Origin of the sequence: Prevotella sp. P2-180 (assembly GCF_002251435.1) — a bacterium.
GTDB lineage: Bacteria > Bacteroidota > Bacteroidia > Bacteroidales > Bacteroidaceae > Prevotella.
Genome location: NZ_NPJI01000023.1, coordinates 56,096 through 68,761, shown reverse-complemented (window position 1 = coordinate 68,761; position 12,666 = coordinate 56,096). Strand labels below are relative to the sequence as shown.

Sequence of the window (12,666 nt, the reverse complement as noted above, 5' to 3'; positions counted from 1 at the left end):
GTTTGTGTATGTTGATATTGGTAAATGGTAAGACAGACAACTCCATTCAGACATTATCCTTCTGAACAAAAGCTGTCAATGTACGGAATATTATTTTCATGTCGAGAGAGAAATTGTAGGTCTGGCCGTATCGGATGTCGAGTTGCTTGCGCTCCTCGGCCGACATGTCGCCACCCTTACCCCTTTCCTCAACTTGCCAAAGACCGGTGAGACCCGCAGGGGCGATGAAACGGTCTATGCAGTCGTCGGCGGTAAGGCGTTCTGCTTCGTAGAGTGGGAGAGGACGATTGCCTACTATGGACATGTCGCCTCTTAGTATGTTGAATAGCTGCGGCAGTTCGTCGATGCTGTATTTTCGTATAAAAGCCCCGACTTTGGTGACCCGAGGGTCGTTTTCAATCTTAACGAACGCATTTTGTATTTCTTCATTCTTCTTTTTGTTAAAATCGCCTTCAGCCACCACGAAATCGTCGCCAACGAGCATTACCTCATCGTCGCTGATGAGCATCTCTGCACCCATATTATCGTCAACCAAACTATACTCCAATGCGTCATTGGAACCAATATTGAGAGTTGGTATCTTGTTAGCTTCCTCTGTATGGTTGATATACTGATTTTGTGACTTGCTCAACTCTTTAAGCTTCTTGTCGGCATTGATGAACATACTACGGAACTTCAAGAAGTTGAAAATCGTATAATTGGTGCCCACGCGCTTAGACTTAAAGAGAACGGGCCCTTTGCTTTCCAACTTTATGGCTATAGCGGTAATGATGAATACCGGTGAAAGAATAATGATGCCCAATAATGAGAATACGATATCGAAAAGTCGCTTCCACAGAGGTATCTTGAAACTCAAAATCTTGAATTTCGGTCCCACAGGGTCGAAAAGAATGCCCTCACGGTCGGAGATAAACTGTATCTTCTTGTTCAGCTCAGTGACAGACGCGTTTCTGTCGAGTGTGTCGTTGATGCCGCACTTCAGATAGGTCTTCCTTTCCGTATCGTTCATTTTTTCGGTAAGAAGGATAATGTAGACGTTTGGACATTTCTTTTTAAGATAGGTGATAGCCGTTACGTCTGTGTTGGGATCGTTGCGCTCGAAAAAAAGGATGAAATGTTCATTGCGAACTTTCGGTATGCAGAGTTTTGCGGCATCCTTGTATGTCGTAGTCATACGAACCAATTGCCCGGGAATGTATTTCAGACGTTCTCGGGTATTCTGGCTGTCACCAAGGTATATTACACCTATCATATCTTAGAGTATTAGTTGGGAAGAATCTTTTTTACTCTTATCTTCAACTCCATCGGGTTGAATGGTTTTACGATATAGTCTACTGCTCCTATCTCCAGAAGGCGGATGCGCTCGTTGGTGCTGTCTTCACTGCTGAGCATGATAACTGGGATGTGGCGGAACAATTCGTTCTGCTTTATCCACTCCAAAAAGTCATCGCCACGCATGCCTGGCATCCTGATGTCGGAGATAATCAAGTCTGGAGTGTTGCCTGACTGAAGCCATTTTACACCTTGCAAACCATCGGGCAACCACTGTACTTCGTAGTCGCTCATGAGATAAATTGACAATACTTTTGCTATTGTCTCTTTGTCGTCCAATATAAGAATTTTCTTTTTCATAAAAAAGCTTTTATATGTCTAAGGTAATATTTATTGCTGCAAAGATAAAACAATATTTTGAATTATCGACTAATTTTTACAAAAAAAATTGCAATTTACAAGAAAAAATTATTTTTTTTGCTTTTTAGGGTGGGATTTGTGATAATTATGCGTATTATATTTGATTTAATTATATAAGTATGGCAAATAGATATTTATTAGGATTTGACGTTGGAAGCAGTTCGGTAAAGGCTTCTCTCGTCAATGCAGACACGGGTAAATGTGCTGCAACTGCTTTCTTTCCAGAGCACGAGGCGCCTATAACGGCCGTTAAAACAGGATGGGCTGAACAGGACCCGGAAATGTGGTGGGAAAACGCAAAGCTAAGTTTGAAGAAAATCATGGCCGATGCAGGTGCAAATGCTGAAGAGATTAAGGCAATCGGTATCTCATACCAAATGCACGGACTTGTTTGTGTGGACAAAAACCTAAAACCGCTCAGGCCGGCTATCATTTGGTGTGATTCAAGGGCTGTTCCTTATGGTGACAAGGCATTCCATACATTAGGACCGGAGAAATGCCTACAACACCTGCTTAATTCACCAGGTAACTTTACTGCTGCAAAATTGGCTTGGGTGAAGGAAAACGAACCTGATATATATAATAAAATATATAAGGTGATGCTTCCTGGTGACTATATCGCGATGAAACTTAGCGGCATTGCCAACACTACGGTAAGCGGTCTTAGCGAAGGTATGTTCTGGGACTTCAAGCAGAACCAGGTGGCTGACTTCCTTATGGACTACTATGGATTCGACATGTCGATAATGTCGGATATCGTGCCTACATTCAGCGTGCAAAGCGAAGTGTCGGAGAAGGCTGCTGAGGAGACAGGACTTAAGAAAGGTACTCCCATTTCCTATCGTGCCGGTGACCAGCCTAACAATGCCGTGAGTCTTAACGTGTTCAATCCGGGTGAGATCGCTTCCACTGCTGGTACTTCCGGTGTAGTGTATGGTGTGTTGGGTGACATCAACTACGACAAGAAGAGCAGGGTGAACACATTTGCCCATGTGAACCATGAGGCTGACAAGACTCGTCTTGGAGTGCTGTTGTGTATAAATGGTACCGGTATTCTGAATGCATGGGTGAGAAGAAACATTCTTGCTTCGGGTGTGGGATATGCCGAGATGAACGAGATTGCTTCAAAAGTGGCTATCGGAAGTGAAGGCGTGAGCGTCATTCCGTTTGGAAATGGAGCGGAACGTGTGTTGGAGAATAAGGAAATTGGTTGTACTGTTACAGGACTAAGTTTCAACAAGCACACTAACGCGCATATTGTAAGAGCCGCACAGGAAGGTATCGTCTTTAGTTTCTGCTATGGAATGGAAATCATGCAGCAGATGGGAATGAACATTAAGAAGATTCATGCTGGAAAGGCAAATATGTTCTTGAGCGACATCTTCAGACAGACTTTGGCTGGAGTGAGCGGAGCTACAATAGAACTATATGATACCGACGGCAGTGTGGGTGCTGCAAAGGGTGCCGGTATAGGCGTTGGTATTTACAAGGACAACAATGAGGCCTTCGCCACTCTCGACAAGCTAATGGTGATAGAACCTGACGAAAACAAGCGGGCTGAATACCTCCATGCTTATTCTGAATGGAAGAGCCAACTTGGGAAGTTGGTATAAGGATTGAGGCAAGTTGTGGGTGTCTCACTCACGACTTGCCTCAATGCATACTGGGCTTTGCCAAGTAATCTCACTTCACATTCCTCACACTCCTGCATACCACTTAAACAGTTTTTCGACTCCTTCTTCTATTTCAACTTTATGTGTCCAGCCAAGCGAGTGGAGTTTTGTTACATCGATGAGTTTTCGTGGTGTACCGTCTGGCTTTGCTGAGTCAAATACAACTTCTCCTTCGAAACCGACTGTTTTTACTATCAGTTTAGATAACTCTTTGATAGTGAGTTCCTTTCCTGTTCCAACATTGATGTGGCAGTTGCGTATTTCTCCAAGGGAGGGAATGGCGCCTCCACGGCCATCACTGTTGTTTCGGTCGACGACACCTGAGGCCGATACACCATAGAACACCGATGAGTATTTCTCTATTCCAATGATGTCTTTGAAGTCAACATTTAGCAATACGTGTACACTGGCGTCTGCCATGTCTTCGCTCCAAAGAAATTCGCGCAATGGTGTGCCGGTGCCCCATAGGGTAACCTTGTTGTCGCTTATGCCGTATTTCTCAAGTATACGAAGAATGTCGTCTTTACTGCTGTTGCCATTGACATTTTCCACAGGACGTTTATTCAGGTCTTCCTTTATCGTTTCCCATGCACCTTCATGTATGAGTTTTGCAAGGTAGATCTTTCTTATCATGGCAGGCATGACATGGCTGTTCTCGAGGTGGAAATTGTCGTTCGGACCATAGAGATTAGTGGGCATGACTGCTATATAATTGGTGCCATACTGGAGGTTGTAGCTTTCGCACATCTTCAGTCCGGCAATCTTCGCTATGGCATATTCCTCGTTGGTATATTCCAAAGGTGATGTGAGAAGAGCGTCTTCCTTCATGGGTTGGGGAGCATTCTTCGGATAAATGCAGGTTGAGCCAAGGAAGAGAAGTTTCTTGACATTATGGGAATAGGCGTTGCTGATGACGTTGCACTGTATCTTCATGTTTTGCATTATGAAGTCGGCACGGTAGAGGGAGTTGGCCATGATGCCACCTACAAATGCAGCTGCAAGAACCACGGCATCCGGCTTCTCTTCGTCAAAGAATGCCTTAACCGCATTCTGGTCGGTCAGGTCCAGTTCTTTGTGCGAGCGTCCTACAAGATTGTGGTATCCTCTTTCCTCAAGATTTTTCCATATTGCCGAGCCAACGAGTCCGTTGTGCCCGGCAACATATATTTTTGAATTTTTATCTAACATGTTTTTTCTTTTTCAAGTTCTGTAGATACTAATTATCAAGGAGTTAACGTGTCACTCTTCCATCTTTGCCTTAAGATAGAGTTTCTTTGCGAACACCATGTCGTGCTTGACCATAATCTTCACCAAATTCTGGAATGAGGTCTTTGTCGGATTCCAACCGAGCTGTTTCTTTGCCTTTGAAGGGTCACCAAGCAACTGTTCCACTTCGGCAGGACGGAAGTATTTTGGGTCTACCTCCACGATGCATTTTCCCGTGTTCTTGTCATAACCTTTCTCGTCAACACCTTCTCCCCTCCACTCGAGTTCGATGCCCACTTCCTTGAATGCAAGTGTTGCAAACTCGCGTACGGTATGGTATTCGCCAGTGGCAATGACGAAGTCATCGGGTTTTGGCTGTTGGAGAATGAGCCACATACATTCAACATAGTCCTTGGCATAGCCCCAGTCTCTCAAGGCGTTGAGATTGCCGAGGTAGAGCTTGTCCTGGAAGCCTTGGGCTATACGTGCAGCTGCCAGAGTGATTTTGCGTGTCACGAAATTTTCGCCTCTTCTTTCGCTTTCGTGGTTGAAGAGGATGCCGTTGCAGCAATACATGTCGTAAGACTCACGATAGTTTTTCATAATCCAGAAACCATAAAGCTTGGCAACTGAATATGGTGAACGGGGATAGAATGGTGTGGTTTCACTTTGAGGCACTTCTTGCACTTTTCCGTATAGCTCGGATGTGGAAGCCTGATATATACGACATGACTTTTCAAGTCCACAAATTCTTACAGCCTCCAAAAGTCTCAACACACCAACGGCATCTGTGTCGGCAGTATATTCAGGAACATCGAACGACACCTTAACGTGGCTTTGAGCCGCAAGGTTGTATATTTCGGAAGGCTTGGTTTCTGAGATAATTCTTATGAGAGAAGAAGAGTCTGTCATGTCTGCCCAATGCAGATTTATAAGTCTTGACTTCTTCATGTCTCTCACCCATTCATCGAGATACAGGTGCTCTATACGCCCTGTATTGAATGAAGAAGAACGACGGAGAAGTCCATGTACTTCATATCCCTTCTCTATGAGAAACTCGGCAAGATATGAACCATCTTGACCTGTAATACCTGTAATGAGAGCAACTTTCTTTTCCATTTTTTCTTTTTCTTGTGTCCTTATTAATATTATTCAAGTTTATGTTTACCTTACTTTTGGAAGTGATGAAGTTAATGAAGAGTCTTAACTCCTTAGTTCTGTCCTGTAAACTGTTTTATCCGTTGTTCCTCCGATAGCTTGCAAATGAGAAGTGTGTTTTCGTTTTCTGCAACTATATACCCGTCGAGTCCCTGAATGATTACCTTTTTCTCCTGCATGGTGTGTACCATACAGTTTGTTGACTCAAACATATTTATGTTGTTGCCAATGCATCCGTTGCCATAGAGGTCTTTCTTTGTTTGCAAAAGCAGTGAACCCCATGTACCGAGGTCGCTCCAACCGAAGTCGGCAGGACATACGAAAATCTCTTCCGCCTTTTCCATAATGGCATAGTCGACGGATATGCTTTGGCACGTAGGGAACAGGCGGTCTATTTCCTCTTGTTCCTTCCCGGTGCCGTAAACGGGCAGTAGAGATTCGAAAATCCTTGACATGGTAGGTTGGTATACCCTGAATGCGTTTACAATGGTACTTACGCTCCAGAGGAATATTCCAGAGTTCCAGAAATAGTTGTTTTTCTGAACATATTGACTAGCGGTTTCTTTGTCTGGCTTTTCGCGGAATGAATCTACTCTGAATATCTCCTTGTTTCTAAGCGAACTTGAGGAAAGGTCGGCCTGAATATATCCATAGCCTGTTTCTGGTCTTGAGGGTTTTATGCCGAGTGTTACGATGGCGTCTGTCTCGCCGGTAAACCTCAGGCAGTCTTTTATTACACGCTTAAACTCCGTTGTATCGGTAACGATGTGGTCGCTTGGAGATACCACAATATTGGCTTTGGGGTCAACGGCCTTTATTCGCCAACTGACGTATGCTATGCATGGGGCTGTATTTCGACGGCAGGGTTCACAGAGTATATGGTTTTCAGGAAGTTCGGGCAATTGCTTCTTTACTATGTCTACATACTTCCTGTTAGTCACTATCCATGTCTTGTCAATATCGCAGATGCCGCTGAAACGTTCCACGGTCATTTGTAACAGAGACTTGCCAACACCTAATACATCAATGAACTGTTTGGGCATTTCGTCTGTACTCATAGGCCAGAATCTGCTTCCGACACCTCCGGCCATAATCACTAAATGATTCATAATTTGTGCCATAATAATCAGATATTTACATAATGTGCAAAAATACTAACTTTTATTTATTACTCCAAATATTATTGCAGCATTTTTTTCAAACTGCCTTTTTTTGTTTCTTTATTATCGTTTTTATTGTGAAAAATGCCACTACAATCAGGAATAATGCAATGATGACAATCTTTATATATTCAGAATACTCGTCAATTTTCGACTGAAGTTGCGCCTCGGGCACTATTGAGTGGAGATACCATCCCAAAGCAGCCAGAATAGTGTTCCATACTCCAGCTCCTATGGTGGTGTAGAGGATGAATTTGCCGAAATGCATCTTTGCCAGTCCGGCTGGTACCGAGATGAGCTGGCGTATCACCGGAAGAAGTCGGCCGGTAAGGGTTGCAACGACTCCATGGTCGGCAAAATACTTTTCGCTTCTCTCTACCTTTTCTTCATTTAGCAGACACATTTTTCCCCAGCGGCTGCGTGCAAACTTGTATATCAATGGCCTGCCAAGATAGTAGGCGGCTGCATAGTTTATGGCAGCTCCAAGGTCGGCTCCAATGGTGGCGAAGAGAACCACAAGAAACACGTTCTGGTATCCAGCGGCTGCATGGTAGGCTGCCGGTGCCACCACCACTTCAGATGGAAATGGTATCACAGTGCTCTCAATAAGCATGAGAAACAGTATGGTTCCGTAATTCAGATTACTTAATAATGATGATAAGTTCATTTTTTGTATTTATTCTTCAGATTTATTATAAATTCATAATAGTTTTCTGGTCGCATTCCTTCCGGGAAGAGATGCCTAAGGGATAATTCAGCTTCTTCTGGATTTAACTCTACGCCCATCTTCAGATATTTAAGAAATTCCTCGTCCTTTCCCAATTCAAAGCAGTAGAGGGCGAAATATGAATGGCCATAGTCTTTGGTATCAAAGGGGAACTTGGTTTGCATTAGAGTATATGCTGACTTCCAAAGATGGTTTTCGTAAAGCACAACGCTAACCTTCAACACGTATAATGCATCGTAGGAGCATTCATCAAGAAGTTCGCTTAATATCTTAAGACCCTCCTTGTCTCCTGCCTCGAGAAGTATATAACCTTCAAGGAGCATGATGTGGAGATGATCGACATAATTTGTATACGTCTTGAGCTTGTTTATCATCTCCAAGGCTTTTTCTTTTTCACCAAGGTGACTATAGGCTAAAGAAAGATTGTCGTAGATGGTGCACTGCAGCTCCGGGTCGTCGGTGACATTGGCAAGCGCACTGGAAAATGCATTGATGGCCTGTTGGTAATTTGACAGATTAATGTGACAGAAGCCTATCTGGACGAGGCAGTTGGCATCTAAAGGGTAAATTTCGAAATACAGACTATAGTATTTGATTGCCTCTTTGTATTGGAACAACTTTACCAGAGCTTGTGCCTTGCAGGATAAGCCTCCAGGATTGTTGGGGCTGGCGGCAAGTGAGTATTCGCTACTTGTGAGCGCATCGGCAAACTTGCCGTTGACGAACTGAACGTATGACAGCATGTTCCAGTATTTTTCGTTATATGGATTACTGTCTATCAGCTTGTTGATGATTTTTTCAGCCTTGTCAACATTACCGATGGCACTGTGTATCTTTATACTCATTTCATAGAAGTCCTCGCTGTCTATGTCTTTCACTTTGTCCAGCCACTCTTTGGCCAAGTCAAAATAACCATAGTCTACGAAAATATTTAAAGCGTCGAGGATGCAGTTGTCCACATCGTCCTCGTCGGCACACCGAATGGCATCTTCCAAAATATCATTAGCTTCATGGCCTTGGTTTTGGGCCAGGTATATTTCTGCTTTAATGAATTTGTACTCTATATCCTTGTCTTCCACTTCCTCTGCAAGTTCTTCCGCTGCAGAGAGATCATCCCTGTCTATGAATCTTCTTACCAAATAGGTGATGGGACCTGATGCGCCTGGATATAGCGAAAGGGCATAGTTTGCAGTCTCTTCCGCCTCCTTGTCCATGTGCATGAGGTTATAATAGTCGATAAGGTCTGTCAAGTCATCGACATCCATAAAAATTGGTTGTCCTGACTTGACAGACATCTCGTAAGACTTCAAGAGTTCCTTGAAGTCATCGCTTTTGAAATACTCTTCGTCTATTTGCATTTATTTGTTAATCTTTGCCCATGTGTCCTTAAGGCCAACTGTACGGTTGAATACCAAGTGGCCGGGTGTGGTGTCTGGGTCTAATGTGAAATAGCCTATGCGCTGGAACTGCAGAAAATCACCAGCCTTCTTTTCTGAGAGATAGTTCTCGACATAACAGTTGTTGAGCACTTTTAGCGACTCGGGGTTGAGAAGGTCGTGGAAGTCTCTATCGTCGGCTGATGGGTTTTCTACGTTGAACAGTCGGTCGTAAAGGCGTACCTCTGCCTTTTGGCAGTGGTTGACGCTGAGCCAGTGGAGGGTGCCTTTCACTTTTCTGTTGGCTCCTTCCATACCGCTCCTGCTCAGTGGGTCGTACTCGGCATATATCTCTGTCACGTTGCCTTCATCGTCTTTTTTGCATCCAGTGCATTTTATTATATATGCGTTTTTCAGTCTTACTTCCTTTCCAGGTGAAAGTCTGAAGAACTTCTTTGGTGCGTCTTCCATGAAGTCGTCGCGCTCAATCCATAGTTCGCGGCTGAAGGTGATGGTATGGCTTCCGTCTGCTTCATTCTCTGGATTGTTTATGGCCTCAAGCTCCTCTGACTGTCCTTCCGGGTAGTTGGTGAGGATAAGTTTTACTGGGTTGAGTACGGCTGACACCCTGCATGCCTTCTTGTTAAGATCGTCGCGAACGGCTGCTTCCAGAAGGGCATAGTCGTTGAGAGCGTCAAACTTTGTATATCCTATAGAGTCGATGAAGTTTCTGATACTCTGGGCTGAATAGCCACGTCGACGCATACCGCATACCGTAGGCATTCGTGGGTCGTCCCAGCCTCGTACCAATTTCTCATCTACCAGCTGGTGGAGCTTGCGCTTGCTCATCACGGTATATGTGAGGTTCAGACGATTGAACTCTATCTGGCGGGGGCGGTTGTCGTTAATGTCGGCTGTCTCGCCACGCATCTCTTTCAAAAGGTCGATGAACTTGTCGTAGAGAGGACGATGGGGAACGAACTCAAGCGTACAGATGGAGTGGGTGACACCTTCGAAAAAGTCGCTTTGGCCATGGGCGAAGTCATACATGGGGTAGGCGTGCCATTGTGTGCCTGTGCGGTGATGAGGTGTGTGGATGATGCGGTACATCACTGGGTCACGGAAGTGCATGTTCGGGTTTGCCATGTCCATCTTCGCCCTAAGCACCATGGAGCCCTCAACGGCTTCGGGTGTATTCATCTGTTCAAATAGTTTCAGGCTCTCTTCTACCGGTCGGTCGCGGTAAGGACTTGCGGTACCCGGGGTGGTAGGTGTGCCCTTTTGTTGTGCTATCTGTTCTGAGGTCTGTTCGTCGATGTAGGCGAGACCTTTCTTTATCATCCATACGGCAAAGTCCCAAAGCTGCTGGAAATAGTCGGATGCGTAATATACGTTGCCCCACTTGAATCCAAGCCACTGTATGTCGTGGAGGATGGAGTCTACGTATTCGGTGTCTTCCTTCGACGGGTTGGTATCGTCGAATCGGAGGTTGCAGACACCATTGTACTTCTCGGCTACTCCAAAGTCCATGCATATGGCCTTTGCGTGTCCGATGTGTATATATCCGTTTGGCTCTGGTGGGAAACGAGTCTGAATCCTACCGGCATTCTTTCCTTCTTCAAGGTCTTTCTCGACCATTTGTTCTACAAAGCTAAGGCTTTTCTTCTCTTCGCCTTCGTTGATTTTCTTTTCTTCCATTGTGTGTCTGTTTTATATCTCGTTAGCAAAAACTGTTATTCATTGTTCCAAATGTTCCATTCGTAATGGCGTATGTCGTCGTTGGGCTTGTATGTATACATAGTGTTGTATACTGTATTAGGTACAAACATGCTCAGACCGCCATAGTTCTCCTCGGAAACTGTGAAGTCGTTGAATATTGACGGATAGAGGGTATTCCACTGGCTGCCTGCCACCCTATATACCACGGCATTGTCAAAGGCTTTCTTCCATTCCGTATAGCTGCCTTCATCGAGGTTTTTGAGCATGATGTTCTGCATGTCATACATAATAGGGCAACCTTCAAACCTAAAATAGTATATTACATCATTGAAATTACAATGCTCTGCCTCCAATTTGCCCGACTTCACGAGTGAAAGTGTGGCTTGGCGAAGGTCTTCAAGTGCTGATGTCTTGACTACTGATGTTGGTACTTGGTAGCTGCCTTTTGTATTGTTGTAAATGGCATTTGCAAGAACCTTGTAGTCCTCTTCGCTTGAGCCAAACATGTATTTTATTACAGAGTCGTATGGCAGTCCGTAGCCTGGCACTTCAGAAGGAGCTCCTACGATATAATTTGTGTAGTTGCGCAACTCATAGGCTATCTCCACGCATTGCAGGAGGCAGACATCGCCAATGATGACGTCGAACTTTGCCGGAAGCTGGGAGAAGACGTTGGCCATCGCTGTATAGTTAATCCATTTGTTTATGCCGGAACCGGTCTCGCCAATATTGTCCGGACCGTAGCCTCTTGTATTCGCGTATGCAATCGTGTCGCGCTCCATCATCCATCCGGTAGAATGTCCCCAAAGCAACAGGGCATAGCTGTTTGACTTGTACTCGTTCATGATATAGGTAAGAATTTGCCTCATCTTTTCTGGGTCGGTCATGTAAAAATCAGTTTCGTATGGTTCTGATTTAGTGTATTCACCGTTTCTTACATGTATGAGTGTTGGATTAGTCTTCTGGTTATCGACCACCACAACAATCATATTATCTTTTCCTATTTCCTTTGAGCCTTGAAGAATAAGGCTTGTTATGTTCTCCTTGGCATCAGATGAGAGATTGTTGTCACCACAGACGTAGCATATCAGAGTGCGCTGGCAAATGGAAGAATTATCATCCTTCTTGTCGTCTTTACATGAAGTAAAGAGCAATAATCCTGCTATTAGGGTTAATAAATATTTCATTTCTCAAACTTTTTTCTGCAAAGATACACTTTTTTTGTTATTAGTTTGTATCTTTGCACCTAAATTTTGCAATTAACTATGAAAAAACTGATATTAACAGCCTTTTTGGGGCTGGCATTGGGCGCAAATGCCCAAAATATGTATGAACAATGTGAAGACACCTGCAATCATGTACATGGCATCGATCTTAGCCACTATCAAGGTGAGGTGTTTTGGGAAACAGTGGGTGAAAACACAAAGATGGCCTACGTGTATCTCAAGGCCACCGAGGGAGGAGACCGCATTGACGAAAGGTATGAAAACAATATCATACTGGCCCATAAGCATGGGCTGAAGGTCGGAAGCTATCATTTCTACAGGCCAAAGACCGAACAAGTGAAGCAACTTGAGAACTTCATGACACAATGTAGGCCAGGAGAACAAGACCTCATACCTATGATAGATATCGAGACTAAAGGAGGACTGTCGACAGAAGCTTTCTGTGACTCGCTCATGAAGTTTCTCGACCTCGTGGAAAAGGCATACAAGCAGAAACCTCTTCTCTACACTTATACCAACTTCTACAACAAGTGGCTTGTGGGGAAAATACCGCAATATCCACTGATGATAGCCCAATATAAAGACGAGGAACCTGTGCTTGCTGACGACAAGGAGTACATAATATGGCAGTACACTTGCAAGGGGAGAATAGTAGGAGTGAAAGGATATGTGGATAAAAGCAGGTTTATGGGAAAGCATGGACTGAAGGAAATACGTTACAGGCACTGA

Annotated in this window: 11 protein-coding genes; 2 read left to right on the top strand and 9 right to left on the bottom strand. The window is 44.3% G+C overall.

Going from position 1 to position 12,666, the window contains the following annotated elements; all coding sequences use genetic code 11:
- Positions 1 to 46: 46 nt before the first annotated feature.
- Entirely contained in the window at positions 47 to 1,252 is a 1,206-nt protein-coding gene (locus CIK98_RS03265; protein ID WP_094382852.1) for a sugar transferase, read from the bottom strand.
- A gap of 11 nt (positions 1,253 to 1,263) precedes the next feature.
- Positions 1,264 to 1,632: a response regulator transcription factor gene (locus CIK98_RS03260; RefSeq protein ID WP_094382851.1), complete on the bottom strand. Its 369-nt coding sequence runs from the start codon at positions 1,630 to 1,632 to the stop codon at positions 1,264 to 1,266.
- A gap of 179 nt (positions 1,633 to 1,811) precedes the next feature.
- Between CIK98_RS03260 and CIK98_RS03255 the strand changes: the two genes are divergently transcribed.
- Entirely contained in the window at positions 1,812 to 3,305 is a 1,494-nt protein-coding gene (locus CIK98_RS03255; RefSeq protein ID WP_094382850.1) for a xylulokinase, read from the top strand.
- 84 nt (positions 3,306 to 3,389) lie between these two features.
- On the opposite strand, the gene CIK98_RS03250 is transcribed toward CIK98_RS03255, so the two are convergent.
- The 7 genes from CIK98_RS03250 to CIK98_RS03220 form a co-directional block, all read right to left on the bottom strand.
- The gene (locus tag CIK98_RS03250; RefSeq protein ID WP_094382849.1) at positions 3,390 to 4,553 is read right to left on the bottom strand and encodes a GDP-L-fucose synthase; all 1,164 of its coding nucleotides are present in this window, start codon (positions 4,551 to 4,553) and stop codon (positions 3,390 to 3,392) included.
- A 51-nt stretch (positions 4,554 to 4,604) separates the two neighbouring features.
- A complete protein-coding gene (gene gmd, locus CIK98_RS03245; RefSeq protein ID WP_094382848.1) occupies positions 4,605 to 5,690 on the bottom strand; it encodes a GDP-mannose 4,6-dehydratase in 1,086 nt (361 codons plus the stop codon).
- 92 nt (positions 5,691 to 5,782) lie between these two features.
- Positions 5,783 to 6,850: a mannose-1-phosphate guanylyltransferase gene (locus CIK98_RS03240; RefSeq protein WP_094382847.1), complete on the bottom strand. Its 1,068-nt coding sequence runs from the start codon at positions 6,848 to 6,850 to the stop codon at positions 5,783 to 5,785.
- 76 nt (positions 6,851 to 6,926) lie between these two features.
- Positions 6,927 to 7,556, bottom strand: a complete 630-nt coding sequence (locus CIK98_RS03235; RefSeq protein ID WP_094382846.1) for a DedA family protein — start codon at positions 7,554 to 7,556, stop codon at positions 6,927 to 6,929.
- Complete coding sequence (locus CIK98_RS03230; RefSeq protein ID WP_094382845.1) at positions 7,553 to 8,974, bottom strand: lipopolysaccharide assembly protein LapB; 1,422 nt, start codon at positions 8,972 to 8,974, stop codon at positions 7,553 to 7,555. The genes CIK98_RS03235 and CIK98_RS03230 overlap by 4 nt, the downstream gene beginning before the upstream one ends.
- Positions 8,975 to 10,690 carry a glutamine--tRNA ligase/YqeY domain fusion protein gene (locus CIK98_RS03225; protein ID WP_094382844.1) on the bottom strand — a complete coding sequence of 572 codons (1,716 nt, stop codon included), beginning with the start codon at positions 10,688 to 10,690 and terminating at the stop codon, positions 8,975 to 8,977.
- A 35-nt stretch (positions 10,691 to 10,725) separates the two neighbouring features.
- Positions 10,726 to 11,898 carry a clostripain-related cysteine peptidase gene (locus tag CIK98_RS03220; protein ID WP_094382843.1) on the bottom strand — a complete coding sequence of 391 codons (1,173 nt, stop codon included), beginning with the start codon at positions 11,896 to 11,898 and terminating at the stop codon, positions 10,726 to 10,728.
- Between the two features lie 78 nt (positions 11,899 to 11,976).
- Here CIK98_RS03220 and CIK98_RS03215 point away from each other — a divergent pair, with 78 nt between their 5' ends.
- Positions 11,977 to 12,666 (top strand): glycoside hydrolase family 25 protein, encoded by a 690-nt coding sequence (locus tag CIK98_RS03215; RefSeq protein ID WP_094382842.1) that lies wholly within the window; start codon positions 11,977 to 11,979, stop codon positions 12,664 to 12,666.